Source organism: Streptohalobacillus salinus, assembly GCF_003201605.1.
In the GTDB taxonomy this organism is placed as follows: Bacteria; Bacillota; Bacilli; order Bacillales; family Amphibacillaceae; genus Streptohalobacillus; species Streptohalobacillus salinus.
Genome location: NZ_QJJR01000017.1, coordinates 1 through 20,776, shown reverse-complemented (window position 1 = coordinate 20,776; position 20,776 = coordinate 1). Strand labels below are relative to the sequence as shown.

Annotated in this window: 19 protein-coding genes and 3 pseudogenes; 17 read left to right on the top strand and 5 right to left on the bottom strand. The window is 38.0% G+C overall.

From position 1 onward, the window contains the following. Positions 1 to 137 precede the first annotated feature (137 nt). Complete coding sequence (locus tag DES38_RS10905) at positions 138 to 1,892, bottom strand: flavocytochrome c (RefSeq protein WP_245882012.1); 1,755 nt, start codon at positions 1,890 to 1,892, stop codon at positions 138 to 140. A 315-nt stretch (positions 1,893 to 2,207) separates the two neighbouring features. Here DES38_RS10905 and DES38_RS12150 point away from each other — a divergent pair. From DES38_RS12150 to DES38_RS10865, 9 genes and pseudogenes are all read left to right on the top strand, one after another. Then, positions 2,208 to 2,617: pseudogene (locus tag DES38_RS12150) on the top strand (IS5/IS1182 family transposase); the annotation flags it as partial. 307 nt (positions 2,618 to 2,924) lie between these two features. Then, positions 2,925 to 4,100, top strand: a complete 1,176-nt coding sequence (locus DES38_RS10900) for a dicarboxylate/amino acid:cation symporter (protein WP_110252142.1) — start codon at positions 2,925 to 2,927, stop codon at positions 4,098 to 4,100. A 776-nt stretch (positions 4,101 to 4,876) separates the two neighbouring features. Further along, positions 4,877 to 5,191, top strand: a complete 315-nt coding sequence (locus DES38_RS10895; RefSeq protein ID WP_110252141.1) for a lmo0954 family membrane protein — start codon at positions 4,877 to 4,879, stop codon at positions 5,189 to 5,191. Positions 5,192 to 5,214: 23 nt separating this feature from the next. Further along, positions 5,215 to 5,844 carry a PspA/IM30 family protein gene (locus DES38_RS10890; RefSeq protein ID WP_110252140.1) on the top strand — a complete coding sequence of 210 codons (630 nt, stop codon included), beginning with the start codon at positions 5,215 to 5,217 and terminating at the stop codon, positions 5,842 to 5,844. A gap of 79 nt (positions 5,845 to 5,923) precedes the next feature. Further along, the gene (gene liaF / locus DES38_RS10885) at positions 5,924 to 6,640 is read left to right on the top strand and encodes a cell wall-active antibiotics response protein LiaF (protein ID WP_110252139.1); all 717 of its coding nucleotides are present in this window, start codon (positions 5,924 to 5,926) and stop codon (positions 6,638 to 6,640) included. Next, positions 6,637 to 7,671: a sensor histidine kinase gene (locus DES38_RS10880; RefSeq protein WP_110252138.1), complete on the top strand. Its 1,035-nt coding sequence runs from the start codon at positions 6,637 to 6,639 to the stop codon at positions 7,669 to 7,671. Before liaF ends, DES38_RS10880 begins: the two co-directional genes overlap by 4 nt. 10 nt (positions 7,672 to 7,681) lie before the next feature. Then, on the top strand, positions 7,682 to 8,314 hold the full coding sequence (locus tag DES38_RS10875) for a response regulator (RefSeq protein WP_110252137.1): 633 nt from the start codon (positions 7,682 to 7,684) through the stop codon (positions 8,312 to 8,314). 13 nt (positions 8,315 to 8,327) lie between these two features. After that, positions 8,328 to 8,900: an HAAS signaling domain-containing protein gene (locus DES38_RS10870; RefSeq protein WP_110252136.1), complete on the top strand. Its 573-nt coding sequence runs from the start codon at positions 8,328 to 8,330 to the stop codon at positions 8,898 to 8,900. A 4-nt stretch (positions 8,901 to 8,904) separates the two neighbouring features. Beyond that, on the top strand, positions 8,905 to 9,729 hold the full coding sequence (locus DES38_RS10865; protein ID WP_110252135.1) for a DUF4097 family beta strand repeat-containing protein: 825 nt from the start codon (positions 8,905 to 8,907) through the stop codon (positions 9,727 to 9,729). A gap of 794 nt (positions 9,730 to 10,523) precedes the next feature. Here DES38_RS10865 and DES38_RS10860 read toward each other — a convergent pair. Continuing rightward, positions 10,524 to 10,865, bottom strand: coding sequence for a hypothetical protein (locus DES38_RS10860; RefSeq protein ID WP_110252134.1), 342 nt, complete (start codon positions 10,863 to 10,865; stop codon positions 10,524 to 10,526). 189 nt (positions 10,866 to 11,054) lie between these two features. Continuing rightward, the gene (locus DES38_RS12035; RefSeq protein WP_170114395.1) at positions 11,055 to 11,204 is read right to left on the bottom strand and encodes a hypothetical protein; all 150 of its coding nucleotides are present in this window, start codon (positions 11,202 to 11,204) and stop codon (positions 11,055 to 11,057) included. Positions 11,205 to 11,459: 255 nt separating this feature from the next. On the opposite strand from DES38_RS12035, the gene DES38_RS10855 reads away from it, so the two are divergent. The 6 genes from DES38_RS10855 to DES38_RS10835 all read left to right on the top strand — a co-directional run bounded on the left by DES38_RS10855 (position 11,460) and on the right by DES38_RS10835 (position 16,347). Further along, a complete protein-coding gene (locus tag DES38_RS10855) occupies positions 11,460 to 12,230 on the top strand; it encodes a MerR family transcriptional regulator (protein WP_110252133.1) in 771 nt (256 codons plus the stop codon). An 11-nt stretch (positions 12,231 to 12,241) separates the two neighbouring features. Beyond that, positions 12,242 to 12,886 (top strand): hypothetical protein, encoded by a 645-nt coding sequence (locus tag DES38_RS10850; RefSeq protein WP_110252132.1) that lies wholly within the window; start codon positions 12,242 to 12,244, stop codon positions 12,884 to 12,886. Between the two features lie 231 nt (positions 12,887 to 13,117). Continuing rightward, positions 13,118 to 14,233 (top strand): DNA/RNA non-specific endonuclease, encoded by a 1,116-nt coding sequence (locus DES38_RS10845; RefSeq protein ID WP_170114394.1) that lies wholly within the window; start codon positions 13,118 to 13,120, stop codon positions 14,231 to 14,233. Between the two features lie 209 nt (positions 14,234 to 14,442). Beyond that, a complete protein-coding gene (locus DES38_RS12030; RefSeq protein WP_170114393.1) occupies positions 14,443 to 14,583 on the top strand; it encodes a hypothetical protein in 141 nt (46 codons plus the stop codon). Then, on the top strand, positions 14,567 to 14,785 hold the full coding sequence (locus tag DES38_RS10840; protein WP_110252130.1) for a hypothetical protein: 219 nt from the start codon (positions 14,567 to 14,569) through the stop codon (positions 14,783 to 14,785). Before DES38_RS12030 ends, DES38_RS10840 begins: the two co-directional genes overlap by 17 nt. A gap of 50 nt (positions 14,786 to 14,835) precedes the next feature. Further along, on the top strand, positions 14,836 to 16,347 hold the full coding sequence (locus DES38_RS10835) for an SIR2 family NAD-dependent protein deacylase (protein ID WP_110252129.1): 1,512 nt from the start codon (positions 14,836 to 14,838) through the stop codon (positions 16,345 to 16,347). Positions 16,348 to 16,512: 165 nt separating this feature from the next. On the opposite strand, the gene DES38_RS10830 is transcribed toward DES38_RS10835, so the two are convergent. Next, positions 16,513 to 17,379 (bottom strand): hypothetical protein, encoded by an 867-nt coding sequence (locus DES38_RS10830; RefSeq protein ID WP_110252128.1) that lies wholly within the window; start codon positions 17,377 to 17,379, stop codon positions 16,513 to 16,515. An 889-nt stretch (positions 17,380 to 18,268) separates the two neighbouring features. Beyond that, positions 18,269 to 19,534 (bottom strand): annotated as a pseudogene (locus DES38_RS10820) (IS1380 family transposase). 237 nt (positions 19,535 to 19,771) lie between these two features. Here DES38_RS10820 and DES38_RS10815 point away from each other — a divergent pair. Both DES38_RS10815 and DES38_RS10810 read left to right on the top strand, forming a co-directional pair. Next, positions 19,772 to 20,170 (top strand): annotated as a pseudogene (locus tag DES38_RS10815) (ATP-binding protein); the annotation flags it as partial. A 144-nt stretch (positions 20,171 to 20,314) separates the two neighbouring features. Further along, positions 20,315 to 20,572: a hypothetical protein gene (locus DES38_RS10810; RefSeq protein WP_110252126.1), complete on the top strand. Its 258-nt coding sequence runs from the start codon at positions 20,315 to 20,317 to the stop codon at positions 20,570 to 20,572. The last annotated feature ends 204 nt before the right edge of the window (positions 20,573 to 20,776 follow it).

Here is a 20,776-nt window from a genome sequence, read left to right as displayed (position 1 = left end):
TAGTTTCTTGTAACTAGCATCAATGCTTCTACAATCGTTTTTTCTGCTAAACATGGTCATAATTTATGTGAAAAAATTAAAAGAGAGATTAAAAAGCTAGGCTTTTTAATCTCTCTAACAATGACTATTCTTATTTATTACTCTATTTCACTTGCTGCTGTCATACCTGCAATACGACCAAAAGTTAAAATATCCGCAATCGCATTTCCACCTAAGCGGTTTGCACCATGAATACCTCCCGTTACTTCTCCTGCCGCATATAACCCTTTAATAGGGGCGCCGTCTTTGTTTAAGACACGGGCTTTTGTATCGATCCGCAAACCACCCATCGTGTGGTGCACAGATGGTGTAACCGGTATTGCATAGTACTTACCCTCTTCAAATGCTTCCGCCAAATTATCTCGACCATAAGCTTCATCTGACCCATTTGCTACATAAGAGGCATACTGTTTCATCGTTTGTGTTAGTGTTTTAGCATCTACATGCATGGCTTTAGCTAGATCTTCGAACGTATCACCTTCGACCCCATAACCATGTTCGATATACTTAGCAAGCGATGCATTTTTCTCTCGCATTGCATCATTTGCGACCAGAAACGCAACACTGCCACTCTTTTCAAGAATTGCTTTAGAAACCACATCTCTTGTTTCTAATTCATCGATAAATCGCTGACCTTCTTGATTGATTAATATACCGCCATCACCACGAACTGCTTCAGTAAACATATAACCTGTTTCTGGATCAGTCGTTGGATGTGCTTGAATTTCAGCAATGTCTGTTAAATCAGCACCAACCGCTTCAGCCATCTTAATACCTGAACCTAGGGCACCTTTATGATTCGTCGTAGAAAAGCCCTCGAAATTCTCATTGTATTCAACAACCATCTCACTGTTTGCACCAAAACCACCCGTTGCTAACACAACTGATTTCGCTAGCACAGTAAAGCTATGATTCTGTTTGTCGGTTGCTTCTACACCTTTAATCTCACCATCTTCTTCTAACAATTTTACTGCTGTTGTTTCAAGTAATATCTGGACTTCTTCCTTTTTCAACTTGTTTGATAAAACTTCAACAACCACAGGACCGACGGGTGAACCGTCTGCTGGGCGGTGTGTTCTCGGTACGCTTTGTCCGCCGAATATGACCACATCTGATAAATCCGCACCTAAACCATTAATCCAATCAACAGACTCTGATGCATGATCAACTAAGGTTTGTACTAAGTCTGGGTTATTAATCTCTTTTCCTCCAGACATGGTGTCTTCATAAAAAATAGTTTTACTATCTTCAATGCCAAGGTCAGCTTGTACACTTGTTTCTGCTGCGTTCATTCCTCCTGTTGCGCGGTTAGTATTACCACCAAGAATCGGCATTTTCTCGAGGATGACGACTGATTTACCCGCAGCCTTTGCCTCAACAGCTGCTGCCATTCCCGCTCCCCCAGAACCAATCACAACGACATCAACATCAAGATCTTCTTGTTGCTCTGTTGCTACCTCAATTTTATTCGCTGGATCTTTTAACGCATCAATATCAGCACCTGCTTCTTCTAACGCTAGCGTTACCGCTTCAATAATTGCTTCACTCGATGTCGTTGCACCTGATACAGCATCCACTGCTAGGCTCTGCGAATTAATAATCGACGCAATTACCTGTGCAGAGGCTCCTTCTCCAATGCTTTCTGTTTCACCTTCTGCCGCTATGTCAATCGACGCAATCTCATCCTTCGTCAAAGTAACTGTCGCAATCACTTCTCCACCATGCCCAGTAGAAACCCCTTCGTATGTTCCTGCATTAAATTTTTCTTCTCCACTCGCACTTTGTGAACAAGCAACCAAAAGCATGCTTAGCCCCAAGATTACCATTATTGAGAGTACTCCTTTTTTCATCATGTTCATTCTCCTCTTTTGTGATTATTTGAACAATAATTCGTATAACAAAGCTCTTATTTTTGATATAATATACATGAACATTGGTAAATTAGAATTATCTTCTTATCTTTAAAGTTCATTATTTCACATAAAAATATACCACGATAGCTCTTTCGAGTTATTGATAGCCCAATTATAATTGGCGGCAGTCTTTCACAAAAGCTTTTGTAATTAAATAAATTAAACGAAGTAAAAAAAAGCGACATTTCATATTCTTGTATGAAATATCGCTTTTATCTAGTTATTTAGAGCGTTGTCCCAAACTCTGAAAAAGCCAAATGGAACATGAAAAAGAACCGTCAAAGTAAGAATGTCTTCAGGTTCAGTTTTAAAGGTCTCTTAGCTGTTGGGTCCTAGAGTCAGCATTGCTCACCCAATCACTCTTTTCATTTGGAAGCTTAGATGATCGAAAACCAGCTATTCCGCTATTAAAAGGTATTCACAATCAACTGTTTCTTTCTTCATCTAGACAGCAAACGCTGGACACGGGCTATGGTTATGTATCAATTTATGAACACATATATCGAATGGGTCAACACGCAAGCATTGCCTACAACAAGAAGAATGAACGAGCGTTGGTAGGGTAAGATGAACACTTTGTTCCAACATGTTTCCGTGAACATTCATATCGCTACGACAGCTACGATCCAAAGTATGAAACATTAAAGCACACACGCCCTAAAGAATAAAGTGACTGTCCAAAAAATGCCGAAGGCATTTGTCAAAAAGTATACAAAGTTAAAATAGATCAGGTTCCAAAAAAACTTAAGCTATCCTTTTATCTAAAGTTAAAAATTTCCACCTTAACTGTTAATTATAGCTTAGCATAAAAATACAAGAATGTGATTAAGAAAGATGGAAATAAAGGGTAGTTAGTTTTAACGACCGACGATACTTGGTAAATCCTAAAAAATTCTTTCGAGTGTGAATAATCTGTGATAAGATGAAATTTGCTTCTGTGCCTAGACAATCAAATGAATGAGGAGAGTTATTATGAAAAAAATAGGTTTACTTCCGCGTCTTATTTTAGGAATTTTAGGCGGGATGTTGATTGGGTTTCAATTCCCTGAGTGGATGGGAAATGTTCTCTACACGTTCACCCATATCTTCGGAGAATTTCTCGGATATATTGTTCCACTGATTATCATATCCTTTATTGTACCAGGGATCGCAGACCTTGGTAAAAAAGCAGGTCGCTTACTAGCTGGTACAGCCGGTCTCGCTTACCTATCGACCGTCACCGCCGGGATTATCGCATTCTTTATTTCTATTTTTATTATTCCGAAAATCATCACCGACGGCTCGATTGTCAATGCTGCGGCTTCAGGTTTGAGTCCAGTCATTGAACTAGAGATTCCAGCGATTATGGGTGTAATGACCGCATTGATAACAGCGTTTATTTTCGGGCTTGGAATCAATCATATTCGCCACGAAAAGTCTTATACTTTGCTTTATCAAGCCATGAATGAATTTCGTGAGGTGATTGTGCTAACCATCAAAAAAATTATTATTCCTTTGTTACCCATACATATTGCCGGTATCTTTGCTGATATGGCCGCATCAGGTGAAGCATTTCATATTCTAGGTGTTTTTGGTCAAGTCTTTCTTTTAATTATACTCATGCACGTTGGTTACATTTTGATTCAATACAGTATTGCCGCATTGCGTACCGGCATTCATCCGTTAAAAGCGATTAAAAATATGCTTCCTGCTTATTTTACTGCGCTTGGAACGATGAGCAGTGCTGCAACCATTCCTGTCACATACCGGAGCACACTTCGTAATCAGGTCAGTGATGAGACTGCCGATTTTGTTATTCCACTGTCAGCGACGATTCATTTAGCAGGAAGTACGATTACCCTCGTTGCCTGTTCAGTTGCTGTCTTGATTATCGGTGATCAGACGCCACAATTCTTGAACTTCTTACCGTTTATTCTATTATTAGCGGTTACCATGGTGGCCGCACCCGGTGTTCCAGGAGGCGCTGTGATGGCTGCGTTAGGACTCCTGTCTTCGATTCTCGGCTTTACTGAGGCTCAGACTGGCTTGATGATTGCTTTATATATGGCGCAAGATGGCTTCGGTACAGCTTGTAACATTACCGGTGATGGTGCGATTGCCTTAATTGTTGATTCATTCGTCACTAAGAAACCGAACGCTAAGACATAAATTAAACTAGCTGTGTCATCACAAGCTTGCTGACTATTACAAAAAAACAATCAGCCTTGGTACCAACCCCAAAAAGTTAGCGGAAAACTAACTGTTTGGGGCCTTTTTATGTGCTACTTTAATGCTTAAAGACCTTCTGTAAAAACCGTTCCCACAGCAAACCATTGCCTGATACAAACATAACTTTGATGATAGCTGTTGTGGTTAACCTATTGCTTTCTATCGGTTAGGATATCTTGCATCAACGTTTACGATCTCTGTCTGCATCTGATGGCTTAACTGATTTTCAGCACCACTACTCGTCACCTCTCTTACGTGGTATGTCAGCAAAAAACCGTACAACTTTTTTGTGTTGACATACCACCATGCGGTTCGACAATAGTATCTTCTGCTAAGGATTCTTTAGAAATTTCATCTAACTCTAACATAAGTTCTCCTTTGCCTTCTTCATTAATAATAAGTGTATTAGCCACTTTGTCAAAAACGCTCTAACATTAATTCCATTATCTACTGGTTATGTAATTCTTGCCTGCTCATTTTCTATAACATAACGAACCTGTCTAGTTTAGTGTTGCCTATCCAAATTAAAACATAGACCAAAAAGCGTAATAACTTGTTAAAGCAACACTTTAGGGCTTGTTTTTTTTCCGTTGCACTGTTGTTTTTAACTGCGTCTATAAAAAATACGCCTCTGGGCTTAGGAGAAGATACCGCTCCAGCCCGTTAACGGAAAGCTAGTGTTGGGCTACACTTAAGCTATAGAAAGGAGGACGTACATGATGCGTACATTTATCTTTATTATTTTTGTGGTGATAACCGGCGCCATTGTCTTATCAATGCTCGTGCCTTTAATTGCCTTTGTCCTTACCTTAGGTTTACTCTACTACGGGATACGACATTTTATCTTGGCTGATACGCTGTTAGCGAAGATAGGTTTTGCGGTGGTTGCCCTGATTGGTTTATCCCTCTCTTTATCTAACAGTCCTGCCCTTGTCGGACTTGTTGCAGCCGTCGTGTTGTATTATGTGGTTAAAGCTTGGCAAAAACCTGCCCCTGACACAGAGCGCTATGATTGGGTAACAGAAAACTAAAAAATGAAAAAGGAGCAATGACAATGACTAACATCTTTACGCGTTTAAAAGACACATTCGTCGCTGATATTAATCAGCTCATCGATCAAAAAGAGGAACAACATCCAATGACTCACCTCAATCAGTACATTAGAAAATGTGAGGATGAAGTGAAAAAGCTGAAAGGCTTAATTGAAAAGCAATACCAGATTCAACGCGAGTATAAAAAGGAGTGGCAAAAAGCTTCGCAAATGGCCGATAAACGTAGCCAACAAGTTGCCCTAGCCGAAGCACATGACCGCGCCGACTTAAAAGAAGAAGCGCAAGCCGATGTAGAAACTTACCAAGCGCGGGCTACTCAGCTTAAAGAGATGTATGAAAAAACGACAACACAAATTGCTGACATCGAATTAAAATATGAAACGATGCAACATCAGCTGAAGAATCTATATGTTAAACGCTTGGACTTACGGGGACGTGAGAACTTAGCCCGGGTCCATCGCGGGATTAACCAAGTCTTAAATCCCGAACAACTCGAGCGCAGTCAAGTCACCTTTAATGATGTGGAAGCTTATATCGAACGGTTGGAACATAAGGTTTATCATGACCACCGCTTGCACACATTAGATGCTCGCTTTGCTGAATTGGAAAAAAACGATTCAATTTCTCATTAAGTTCGGTTATTCTTATAAGTAGTAAGGTGCCAGATCCTGGCGCCTCTTGCTACTTATTGTTGATGAAAAGGAGACCGTTATGTTTAAACATGATAAAGACCACGTGCTACCCTACCTGATCCTTGCTTTGCTCTTATTTTTCTTATTTGAATTAATCTTTCTTCAAACAAGCACGTTTATTTGGCTGATCATTGCGAGTGTTATTACGTATATCGCCTGGAAACATAGCTATCGGCCGGAAGGAAAAGTGGTTTTTTGGATTGGTCTCGTCTTGGTCGGGGTGACTTTGTTAGATACCACGCTGTTTAAGTTTGGATTGTTTCTGATTTTAGGTATCTGGCTCATTCGACTTTACAAGCAACATCAACAACCGAGCTATCATCAACCCCAGTTTTTAGCTGATGCTGAGTTGAAACACGAACCGGTTTTACTCGTCAACCAATGGTTCGGCAAACAAACGACACCTAAAGACGGTTATCCCTTTCAAGACATCAACATTCAAGCGGGCATCGGTGAAACAATTATCGACCTTACAGCAACCATTCTCCCTAAAGGCGAGCCAGTTGTAACGGTCAATCAATGGTTCGGAAAAGTGATCATTATCGTTCCTTATGACGTTGAAATCAGTCTCCACCACTCTGTCCTCGCGGGTTCAATCAATCTTCTCGGTTATCAAGATGCCCGAATGACCAATCGAACCCTGCATATTATAACCGCCGACTATCACACCGCAGCACGCCGGGTGAAGTTACATACGACATTATGGTTCGGTGAGATTGAGGTGAGACGCGGATGATCCTCTATCTTATTCGGACTGTCGCTAAAGCGATTGCTGGTTCATTATTATTTGCTGCCCTATTCATGGGGTTGGTGTGGCTCCATTTCCCTGTCACGAGCTGGCAGATGCTGAGCGTGCGTGTCATCGGTCCTTTACCGTTTCCGGTACTGATTGTGCTGATAACGACTGGGTTCGGTCTAATCAAAGGGTTACTGCGTGCTTTTCGTCAACAGGCCCAGTGGCAAGACCTTGCTCATGCCTTAACTGACCTAGAAAGCGGACGGGCCCCGCGCTTTAGTCGGATCAGTCAAGTTACACCAACACTCAAGCAGGTGATGGTTTCATTAACGACGATTCATCAACAGCTCCAAGAACAGACGAAACGGTCCCAGGATTTAATTAGTCAACGGGTTGAAGACCAAGAAGCAGCGATTGAGAAACGCATCACCGCGGAACGTAACCGGCTCGCCCGTGATTTACATGACTCGGTCAGTCAAGAACTATTCGCTGCTTCCATGCTTGTCTCAGCAATCAATGAAATGCCAGATACACACGGCAGCACCATCGAAAAGCCGATTCAACAAGTTGAACAAATGATCCAACAAGCTCAGCTTGAAATGCGCGCCTTATTGCTCCATTTACGACCGGTTGCACTTAATGACCATAGCTTAAAAGAAGGCATCGAAGCGTTACTAAAAGACCTGGTGGAGAAAGTACCCGTCACCGTGCAGTGGCGCATTGAAGCGGTTCAAGTGCCCCGAGGAATTGAAGATCATTTGTTCCGGATCTTGCAAGAGGCGGTCTCGAATACATTACGTCACGCTAAAGCAACGACACTTGATATTACATTGATTAATCGCCAGGACAAAGTCATCTTAACGGTCGTCGACGATGGCATTGGCTTTGAAATGACCGATCAACCATTTAGTTCGTACGGTTTGAGTAACATGAATGAACGGGCATCAGAAATTGGTGGCAGTTTACGGATTGTCAGTGTGCCTGGTGCCGGAACAAAACTCGATTGTTTAGTCCCAATCATTAAGGAGTAGGTGAAGAACAATGATAAAGGTATTATTGGTTGACGATCATGAAATGGTCCGGCTCGGTGTCCGGACTTACCTCGCTACCCAGCCCGATATTGACGTGATTGGTGAAGCGGGAAGTGGCCAAGAAGGCGTCAAACAGGCCTTAGCTTTAAGACCCGATTTAATTTTAATGGATATCGTGATGGATGACATGGACGGCATTGAAGCAACAAGGCAAATCATTAGTGCCTGGCGTGAGGCGAAGGTGCTGATGATGACCAGTTTTGTCGACGATGATAAAGTTTACCCTGCCCTAGAAGCCGGGGCAACGAGCTACGTGCTAAAAACCACCAAGGCCAGTGAAATGGCCACAGCTATTCGGCGCACCTATCAAGGTGAATCTTTCTTTGAAGCAGAAGTCACAAGCAAGGTACTTGCCCGGATGCGGAGCCAAGACGCTCCCTTACATGAGCATCTCACTGCCCGTGAGAAGGAAGTGTTACTGTTGATTGCAGCAGGCAAAACCAATCAAGAGATTGCTGATACCTTGGTGATTGCATTAAAAACAACGAAGGTCCATGTCAGTAACATCCTCAGTAAACTCATGGTCAATGACCGGACCCAAGCAGCCATTTACGCCCATGAACATCATTTAATCAAACCATAAAGGAGACGGCGACATGGATAAGAAAAGCTATCTGCAAGAACTCACTTATCATCTTCGGTCTTTACCAACACGTGAGCAGCGCCTCATTTTAGCCGACATCGAGGACCAATTTAAGATTGGGGCGATTGATGGGAAGAATGAACAAACCTTGATTTTAGAACTTGGCCCACCTGAAAGAATCGCAGCGAACTATGTCACCCCATCTGATGGGCCGACAAGCGCTGAACCATTTGAACGTGAGCCTGATGTTGATTTCGGTACTGGCCAGCAACAGCGTGTCAACCTTGGCCGTTTACTGGTTGTGGTTCTCGTTAACGTAATCTTTATCATCGGTCCAGTCATTGGTTTTTATGGACTCCTGATTGGTGGCTGGGCACTGATCGCCACCGGGTTAATGAGTCCAGTGATTTGGCTCGCCTCTCTCTTTTTCCGTGCGCCTGTTGCGCTTGTAACAGAGGGGTCTTGGTTAGCGATTGGCTTTGGCATCGCACTGATTGCCTCAGCACTTTGGTACCTTCTTACAAAAGGGGTCGCAAGCATGACTAGAAAATATATCGAGCTATTAAGCAACTGGGTGAAGGGGTGAAACAATGCGAACAATAATTCGTTTAGGTATGGTATTGATTGTGCTAGGAACACTTAGCTTATTCATCTTTGGTGAGCCTTTGACAGTTTTTAAGGATGATGCCATGGTCATCGAAAGTGAAACAATTTCATCGCCTGTTTCTGCAATTGCGCTTGATGCAAATGCTGGGTCAGTTGTGCTTGAGGCAAGTGCTGATGAAGATATCCACATTTTCATCGGTGAAGATGATGCATCTGATTTACGCGTCACGTTAGATGATGATCATGCATTAACGATCCGGTTAAATCAAACGAGTGTATTTGGGTGGCCGAAATTTAGCTTGATCAGTAAACAGACACCACTGATCACACTTGCATTGCCAGATAATCTCTATGATGCGATTGATATTCGGTTAGACGTCGGGGAGATTACGATCAACGACGTAAGGGCACAGACACTTTCTGCGCGGACGCATGTAGGTAAACTAGACCTTGCCGCAGTGGAAACCGAGACTGCTTCGCTTAACGTTGATGTTGGTAAAATCAAAGTCACAGGAGGAACGGGTGCTTGGCATGCAAGGGCCAGTGTTGGGGAGATTGAGCTTAGCTTACTTCAGTTTGAAGCGGACGTAGATGCCGAAGTGAACCTTGGTTCGATTGACATGACCTTGTTCGAGATGCCGGAATCCTATCAGGTTGACCTTGAAACGGATTTAGGCGAGGTACAAGCTGAAGGATTGCCAGCAGCAGATGTAGACACAACACAGCAGTGGCAAACACAAGTAGGCACAGATGGACCGAGGTTAAACGCTTCTGTTGATGTAGGTCAAGTCACTATTGATGCCCAGTAAAAAACTTAAAGCGCTCCTTCTTAAAAGAAGAAAGAGCGCTTTTTTTACGATTGAATTATCATCATTTCTTTCACTGAAAAGTGTCCATTTTTATCAGGAGAAATCTGTATACTTTATTTTAGCAGTTACACTGTCTTAATACTTATTAATGCATAGTTCTTTTAGAGTTTTTATATAGTTAATCAAATCATTCATTTTTTACTTTAGCATGGCTACTTTACAAGGTATCAAAATGTATGAATAAATGTATGAATAAATGTATAAAATAACAATTCGTATACATTTAACAACCTGTTAAAAGTAATAAATGTATACGAATTGTTTAGTAAATGCATCTATATTGTAAAACTAGTCTCCAAGAACATATTTAGCTCCTCTTTCGTGTCAAACGACCTTAACACCTTCTAAGGGAATTGACTTGTTGCCGATCTAGCCTTGTCATTTGCCTTACTTCTTGATTTTTTAATGGACGTTCTTTTAATAAGGATAGAATTCTCATTTTTATTGCCTCTTTGTCTAAATTTTTATTTCGCTCATATGTCATACTTCCTTTAAGCATATTCTGTGTAAACCTAAACAACGTAATGTCTAGTCTAATATCGTTTAATCAACATGTGCACTTGATTGGGTAACATTTTATTTCTTATTATGTCTTAAATGATTTTTAAAAATGCCATTTAAGACATAAATTTCATAGCACAAAAGTACTTAACTCACTGTTAATACAGATGTACAAGAAATAAAACTGGTGATTACGCGGGTTTTTTATTTCTTAATTATTTCTAAAAAAGTATTTAGTCATCTTTAGATATTGAAATCCATTTTGATTTTTTATTTGAACCCACATTCTTTATAGTCTTATCTTTTTTGTGCATCTCATATAATAAATTTGTTATCTTTTTCTTCTTCTGTTGTTGATTAAGTGCATCAGACAACTTGTCTAGTAATAACGCATCTAACTCGGCTCTACTTGCTGAAGAATATTCTTTAATAAATGAAAGAATCATTTTTTTATAATGTTTTTTATCAAATGCTCTATTTTTTATATAAGAAGATTTATCTCCGGTTAAAGCGGCTATCTGTGAGGATACATAAACATTTGGATATCTACCTTCAATTAGTTTCTGTTTTCTCAAACGGTCTGATTCACTTTTGCTTAAAATTTGTCCCTTGAATTATCATCATTTCTTTTACTGAAAAGTATTCATTTTTATCAAGCGAAAGTTGTTAACTTTATTTTAGCAGTTACATCATGATATGCTCAATAAACATGAACAACTCTGATTGACACTGAGTCTATGATGTAAGTAATACGCTAATATCTCTTAATCATTAAAATAATGAAAGTCCTTTTGCCCCTGTTCATCCGCTTCTTGACGTTTCCTAACCAGGTCATCATAGGGCACGTTAGTCATTACATCAGTGAGTGAACGGTTATCATTCACTAATGCCTGGATATGGTGAGATGATGCCATACATTACCCCACTCCCTCTGTATGTATTAGCTTATGAATATACGTATCAATCATCCCGTAATTTGAAATAACCTGTAAGGACCATAGGCATCTTCTTCATTCGCTTCGTCTGAGAGGCCGTTGGCATCATCCACATGACAGTTTTTCAGTTGATTCCCTTCTTTTTTAAATTTTTTAAGTAAATCAATTTATTGTAGTGTTCGAATCGAATACTCAAGACTAATTCGCAATCTGCATCGTAAAAAAGAGCCTCAGATGGAAGAACGTTTACAGATATCAACAACAAAAGTGCACCGCTTAATCAAAAACGGGGAACTCATGGCAACGAAAGAACCGTTTAAAGCTCATGGCCGTTATATCATTGATAAAGAGAGTGCCAATCGCTACATTGAATCAAAAGGAACAACGCAGTCAATGCCATCATCGTATTACAACCTTAAACAGCAAATCTATATGTATCAACCGTTTATTCAGACAGGGACGAATCAATTGATCCGTGTGATGGATATAGATAATCAAGAAACGCTGTTCCAAACAAAGGACCAACATATCTTATCCTTTCATGAAGCCACAGCCCTGCATTATAAACCGCTTCAACCATTGGTAAAGAAAACATATATTCAAAAAAAAGGGGATGTCCGCTTTCAATTCCATCACCCCTTATCATTAAACGACCGTGTTTATGATGTGATTGATTGGCTCATGTCGGAAGTAGGCTATCTCAACTTAGATATTCAATCGGATAACGGGAGCATCTTGGTAAGCGTTAAAGAGCGTACATTAGAAACGAATCAATCGTATGAATTCATCACTTATTTACAAAAACATTGTATTGACGGGGATGTACAAATGAACGATGGCTTCATTGCTTTCATCTCTAATGAACAATACACGGCTTTATTGCTACACCAAGAGATTAAATCCGAGTTAAAAGCGATGGCAAAAGAAAGAAACGGCTCTATATCTGATGTTATTGCAGAATTAGTAAAAAAAAGAGAGAAATATTTCGAAATCCAATTTAAGTAAGGGATGAAAACATGTATAATAAAGGTAATGTCAACGTAACTTATTCATCAAAGAGCGGACAAGTCCTTCTTGCCATCTTTTTAAGCACACTCATCATAATAATCATTGATAACACCGCAACAATAACACTCACGCCAACACGAGCTATATGGGGGATGGCCACAGTCAACCTGTTCTTTATACGCCTTTTCCATGCATCAAATTTCCAACTTAAATATACTACAGAACAAACGATACATAATGAGACACAAGCACATCATGAAAGAGCTCAACCATTAAAAAATACCGATACACGAGCACTTGCTGAATTAAATCGTCTATATTTCCAAGCAAAAACAACATTTAAAAATAAACAGGTTGATGCTATGTCAGTAATGGAGGATTACTTTTATTTCTCACACAAATCAAAGCAATGGCAGCGGGTGATACGTTTAGGACAAGCTTTCTTTTATCTTGCCATATCGATAAGTATTTTTGTCTTATCAACCAGCAATCAATTATTTATTGTCTCACTCTTAACACTAGCAATAGTTTTGAATATCGAGGGAGTGATACATGCTTACAAAACAGACAAGCAAGCTCAAATATACAAACAAAAAATAGATGTGCTTTATAAAAAGAAGTATTCGGCAATATTAGATTATAATCTACAATAAGTAACGATTAGACTATTAAAAGAAACGGAGAGATATAACCAAATGACAAAAGTTAAAAAAGCAATAATTATAATAGGTGTACTTCTAGCATTATTTATATCGATATTTGCTTGGCCATTCAGCCTTCCCATATCACTTTTTGCATTCTGGTATTTTACAAAGAAAAAGCCTAAGAAAACATCTAAAAAATACGCTATTTACGCTTCAATAATTAGTGTATGTGGTCTAATTATGTTCGGCACGATAATAAATAGTGAAGGTTTTTCTGAATCTACAAGTGAAAAAGATGCGCCTGATCAAGTTGAACTATCTGAAGAAGACATTCAAGAACAAGAAGAGAGAGAAGAACAGGAACGTAAAGAACAAGAAGAAGCAGTTCAAGAGCAGAAGGAAGAACAAGAGGAAAAAGAACGCCAAGAACAGGAAGAGCAAGAACGAAAAGAGAAAGAAGCAGCAGAAGCTAACCCAAATAAATCAAATGAAACTCAAGTACCAACGGAACCTGTCAGTGTCCCATCGGGTCAAGAATCTGTCGTCATAAACGATAATATTCCTCTTTTTAGTAATGCGGATATATCAAGTACAGACGTTTACCACCGGAATGGCGCTCTAGATTCACTCGGACGCGTGACCGCCGCCAATGCTATTGTAGGCGTTGAAATTATGCCTGCAGAAGAACGCGGAGATATCGGACACCATGAGCCTACCGGTTGGAATCAAGAACGTTATGAAGGAATTGGCGCAGGCGGATGGTTATATAATCGCTCGCATCTCATCGGTCATCAAATGACTGGAAATGATGATTACGCAAACTTAATGACGGGTACCCGCTGGTTTAATATGCGCATGTTAGAGTATGAAAACTATGTCGCTAATTATGTAGAAATCACAGAAAATCATGTCAGATATCGTGTCACACCTATCTTTGAGGGGAATAACTTGGTTGCTTCCGGCGCTTATATGGAGGGATTCTCTATTGAAGATAACGGTGAAGGACTTATGTTTAACATTTATGTACCTAATATTCAACCAGGTATTGAAATTAATTATGCAGATGGATCAAGTGTCGCGTTAAATGAACCTAATACAGAAGATGCGGTAGCACAGAAACCAGAGCCAGATCCTAAACCCGAACCGAAGCCAACACCAGAGCCTGAACCTAAACCAGAGCCGGATCCTGAACCCGAACCGGAAGACGGTGATGTCTCATCAGTAGATACAAATGGAAATGGAACAGTAACAATCTCAGAAGCTGAAGCAGCGGGCTATTCAATGCCGATTACTGATGATCATTGGTTATATAAATATATGATTGACCGTGATGGTGATGGAATGGTTGGAGAATAAAACGCTATTTGAAAACAACTGGTCGTCGATGACTTCATTACTAAAACCGATAGAAACAGAACACTAAATAAGTTCGATGACTCAGAAAAAGCGCTAAATGTCGAAATCAACTTATAGAGAAAAAAGCTTTAAAATAGAGATAGCTATTTAAAACATATATCAGCTCGCAACCTACAATAAGTATCAATTAAACTGTTGGAGGCATGAAGATGGAAGATATTAAAAGCAATATTATGGCGTTGTTAAATTCAGATATTACCGATGGTACCTTGCGTCGAGAAACCGGCATTTCTCAAGGAACGATTCGGCGTTTAAGAAGCGGTACGTTTATTGATGGAAACATTAAATGATTCAATGGATACTGAACATCAAAATCATATTAAATCACTATTGTTTATGATTGCTGACAAAATAGGGTACAACAACTATTATTGGGCAATCAAAGATGATGAACGCGTGTCACACACTGATGATGGGACAATAAATGTAGCTGATGATGTAAAGGTTGAATTGTTGAAATTATTGATTGAGGATTTACAACTATCTAATTAATTTACACCGATTAATTAAAATCCTACTATAGTTTCGAGAGGAGTAATACCATGAATGTTAATAGTTTTATTTCAAAATTTAAAAATCACCCTGTTTTATTTGTTGGTACCGGAATGAGTTTACGTTATTTACAAAATTCTTATACTTGGGATCAACTTTTATATAAAATTGTCTTAGAAATAACAAACGAAGAAGAGCGATACTATGATATAAAAGCGAAATACAGTGTAAATAATGACTTCGATTATGCCAGCATAGCAGGAAATATACAAGATTTATTTATTGAATATGCAAATAAACACAGAGATGGAAAATTTAATAGAGTTAACGATATATTTTATAAACACATGAAGAGTGGTGTGAAATTAAATAAATTTAAAATTTATTTATCAGAAATTTTCAGCGAGTTAAAATATAAGAATGAGATGGAAGAGGAAATAAATAAATTAAAGAAAATACGAAAAAATATTGGTTCGGTTATTACTACTAATTATGATTGTATGATTGAAGATATTTTTGATTTCAACCCTTTAATTGGTAATGATATTTTATTAAGTAATCCCTATGGATCTGTCTATAAAATTCACGGATGCATTAATGATTCAGAAAGAATAATTATTTCTAAAGAGGATTATCTGCATTTTGATAAAAAATATGAATTGATAAGGGCCCAATTATTGTCGCTATTTATTCATAACCCAATTATTTTTTTAGGATACAGTATGGGCGACAAAAATATAAAGGATATACTACAAACTATATATACTTACGTTGACCCTAACTCTAAAACAGCTGAACAAATAAGATCGAATTTTTTGTTGGTAGAGTATGATGAAGGCAATGAAAATCAAGAAGTTGTTGAGCATGATATTGTACTTCAAGAAAATCAAACGGTAAGAATCAACAAAATAAAAACAGATAATTATGAGGCTATTTATGAAAGTTTATCTTCATTACAACTACCAGTTTCAGCTATGGATATCCGAAAAGTACAAAATATTGTTAAAGAAATATATTCAGGTGGGAATATTAAAGTCAGCATTACTGAAGATTTAAATAAACTCTCCAATGAAGATAAGGTGCTTGTTATTGGATCAAATAATACTATTCATTACGTATATCAAACAAGTTCAGAAGTAATTGAAAATTACTTCAATATTATTGAAGAAGAAAATATACAATTATTAAATATTATCGATAAATTTAAGATACAACCTCAACAATACTTCCCTATATACGGTTTTTGCAGACTGAACGCTTCACTCGAATCTGCTTTCAAACTAAAAAAACAGCAAAGCGAAAAACTAAACGGGATTTTGTCAGGCTTATCATCTAAATGTAAGATTATAAAAGAATCCATAGACTCTATTATGGAAGACGAAAATATTGCAAACACGAACAAGGAAAAAGTAATCTTTTACTCAGCCATGAACAAACACATTGATTTAGAAGCATTGAAAAAATATTTAAAAATATATAAAGATAAAACTAAAACAAATTATCGAATGCTTCTTTGTGCATATGATTATCTTAATTATTCTGAATCTGATGATTTAACGTAATAACTATATTCATTCAAATTTTTGTGGTTTTCTCAAAATTAGCTTAATGCATTAAAGGGATAGCGTTATCATCATAATCATATTGTTATTGATTTATCCATATAACTCAAATGATCCACATCTATTATTAAGGTGGGGATCATTTGAAACTCGTCTTTCTATATATTAATTATTACTCCCTTCTTTCTTATCCCAAAATTTCTCCATAAGAGCCGCCCTCTTATGTATCCGATCAAGTATGTTATTAAGACACTCAATGTATTCTGTCTCTTTTAACGGAAGCGGACGACCTTCTGATTGTTTTCTAAAAAGTAAATTCCCTTTAAGAGTATCGCCATTTACTGTATATTCATTATCGAGAAAAAGCTCCTGTCTTTTTTCTTTAAAGAACTCATGCCAAATTTTTAATGTATCTAAATCGATACAAATATCTTTTTGTATCAAACTCGTTTCATCATCTATATGTTTTTGTATTTTATCAATCATAACCGGAAGAAAATCACCTACACCACACATCCCCTTGACCCTATTAAATTTATTATCTGGGACAGGATAAAAATTAGAAATTGAGTGGCATTTTACAGCCAAATCTTTAATGTTTTTATATTTTTCTTCTAAGCATTTACTACTTTGCTTTTCTTTCACGTAATCCCTAGAATTAGTATTTAGATATCTTTTAGGAAAAGAGGGGATATGTATTTTTTTAGATCTTTTATAAGCATGCTTGATATTTTCAGCCTCTGTTATATAATAATATTCGCCATCAATCTGATGTAATCCATAAGAATACATATTCCAAAATGAATACATGATATCAAAATAACTGAATTTATCCCACTCGAATACTTCATATAGTTTATTAACTATCGGAAGATTCCCTTTTTCTAAATCCCCTTGTATAGAATTACTACAGAAAAAGGCCATTATACGATTAATACTATGCTCTTCCTTTGACACCTTTGTATCACATTGGCAGTGTAACTTTAAATCTTGTTCTAATATCGACAATTTATTTTCTTGATTTTTATGCACAACGTTCATCTCCTTTAGTAGTTTTATAATTATAATACATTTTTCGCGATTTGCTTAAATGTTCCTTCACTTTGACTGACTACTGCCAATGATATTTACCAGGCTTACAAAGTTCATGGTCAGTGATTGCCAACAATTGTACCACTGTTTGCCCAGCTATTTACCATTACTTGAGTGGGGCTAGGCTTTATATCGAGCTGTGGCCGTTCGGCAGAGCCAGCATACATTCGCTGGTTCTTTGGCGCAAGAACCATACCCGCAAAGGCTCAATGTCAAGCCACGTTAACTTCCTAGAGACCTCAAAGGTAAATGAGTACTTTAGCGTGCTGGTAAATAGGTTGGCACTGTGTGGTAGATTGATGATGGACTTATTCAATAATGAAATTTCCGCGTACAAAATACACAACCATCAAAAGACGCCGGTGGTCATCGATACCTTGAAAGAGGCGCTAGAGATGTGTGGGAATCCGAAGTGTGATTATCCACTCCAATCAAGGAAGTGTGTACACTTCGTTTGCGTACCAGGAGTTGGTCAAGAAGAGCCATCTGGTCAGCAGTATGTCACTAAGTGGAATTTTTTGGTATAATACAGTAATTGAACCATCTCATTCCAATATCAAATCGGAAGAATTCTATTACGTTAACCTGAATTATTCATACTTCGAACTTAAGTCATAAATGGAATCAAAATCTAGAATTTTTCTTTACCATCAAAAAAATTCATAGTAAATTGGAAAATTCGATGTGATTTTCAAGCAAGTGATTGAGGAGAGTCGGTTTTTGGGCAGACTGCTCCCTTGGTCTGACATTTACTTTTTAAAAACAGGTATTAAGATGTTTACTCTAGCTTTAGGTTCTGAATTCGCTGAAGTACTTTCCAAAAGAATTCTTAGTACACGAAACTTGAAGACAATTTAAAGTAAAGCGATCTTCCTGACTTTACTAATTTACTAGCAACTTTAATAACCCGTGTACGTATTGTTTCGATTTGCATTGTCTTTTGTTCTTCCGGAAAACAAAGCGTACGCAGCCAATTCGTTAGGTTATAAGCTAGTAGACTCAACATCACCTTTCCTTCATTTACGTGGAAGGAATGACTATTCATTTTATCTAAATAGAAACCATTCGTGGCTTCCTTGATATAGTTCTCCATCGTACCGCTTCTCTGGTAAGAAAGAACAATATCTTTTGGAGAGAAAGCATCTATCAAGTTCGTTACAAAAAATGAATGTGTGAAAAACAACTCGTCTGCAGGACGTACCGATTTTATAATCACTTTTCTAGGCTTAGACCATGAATTCGCTTGATAAATGGTTTCTTCATAATAACATTCCGTATTCGTTACATCGGAAGTCATTGATGATGGATGGAGTTCATTCGCAATTCTTTGTAGATTTGCATTTGCTTTGAGACGAATAACGTAATAAACAGATTCTTTTTCGCACAAATCGTACTAAGCTGGGACGGCAAAACCACTATCGCCACGAACAAATGGTGTAGTTTCCGGGAATTTTTCATTATAATGTTCAACCAACGGTTGAATAAAATCAACAACACCGTTAGAAGTATAGACATTCCCAGGACGAAGCTTAGCTTTGATAACTTCACCAGTTACTCCATCGAAAACAACTAACGGGTGGAAACCGACTGTTCCGTAATGGGCATTGTAAGCCGCGGATTCTTGATCTCCATAGGTATCAGAATGCGTAGAATCCAAATCAAAGATGAGTGCCTTTGACTCTCTGAATTGATGTGCTTTGTCGATAAGTTCTTGGTTAGCTTGATTTAATTCCTCTATGGATTGGCTATCAAACCGTTTAAAAAGCGTGACAAACTAGGTTGGGATGCTAACGCATCCGTTCCAATGATTTGAGTAAATACAGGGTCTTTCGTTAGTTGATCAGCAGCATCATCTTCAGAATAACCAGCAATAATTTGATATATCTTTTGGCGAAGCAAGTTTTCATTTGAATGAAAATAGTAACGTCTGTCATCTTTCAGGTTTAAATTTTTAGCCAATGTTTCTGAAAAACAGATTTTTTTCATCGAATTCTCTAAAGATGAATTCACCTGTATCGGACGAAAGTTCTCCTCCATCATTTGATAGTTTAATTTGACGATTGAAATCAAGCGTTAGTTGCGGTAAAGTAGCCATTATAAGAATCCTTTCTGATGGTTATTTCGTAGTTGCTTTAACCTTATCAGAAATGGGTTCTTTTTTCACTTTTTAGATGCATTACCTTTTAACAAAAAAGCTTATTAGGTAGGCGTTAGTAGCCTATTGTTGATTTTCTATGAATAATTCAGGAAAAGAATTGAAAAAACAAGGTTATTCTCTTCAGAAAATTAGCGACATCGTGAACATAGACAGACGAACAGTTAAGAAATTGAATACGGCATTCAGGCTTGTCGCCAAAATTATAAAGTAAAATATGTCCGTTTACCGGAATTATTAGATGAGTTTATTCTTGCGAAGAATGAAGCAGATGGTAGCTTTCGTCGATTAATCAAAAAGTATAAGGGGGTTAATCTATTGATTATTGATGAATGGCTCTTAACCCCTTTGCCAGATGAATACACGTTAACCCTTTTTGAGATTATTGAATCGCGCTTAAAGACAGCTTCCACCATCTTATGTTCACAAACAGCGCCTGAAGGATGGTATGACAAGTTAGGCGAAGCGCTCGTTGCGGATGCCATACTTGATTGAATTGTCCATGATTCATATAACATCATTATTGATGGCGAAATCTCTATGCGTGAACGACACGGATTGAAGAGAAGTAAATAAAGCCTTTAACCGTAAGCTTAAAACATGACACGAGCCACCGACTGGCTCTCTCTCCGCCCTCGGTGGCTCTATTTCATGCATTCAGTAGCTCTAAACTCCGCTTAAGTGGCTCTTTTTGTCCGCAATATTCAGAAATACGTTGAGATGACAGAACCACCATCTCTCAAGCGCACAAAACGTTCAAAACATTTAGATGTTTTTCAACAAGAGGTTATACAGTGGGAGACCGACGGTCTCACCATTCGTGCAATGTATCATAAATTAAAAGAAAAAGATTATACTGGAACCTATGGTGCTTTAAAATGTTATGTTGCACGTGTACGTAGAAAGAAAAAGGCTGGCCAAACGTTACAGCCTGATAGCTATTACGAAAGAAAAAACGTTAGAAAAATATTATGGTAAAATGATTTAGAAGATGAGAAGAAACGGAAAATAATGAATGAGATACTAACGAAACATCCTAAACTTAGACCAATCTATGCGTTCATTGTATATGGCAAGATAAAAATGGTTCTTACGCAATTTTGGGGATAATACATGCGCTTAACAAATATAAATTCGTTTATTTTTTGAAATTATGGTTGATAGAGCATTCTTAGACGTAAG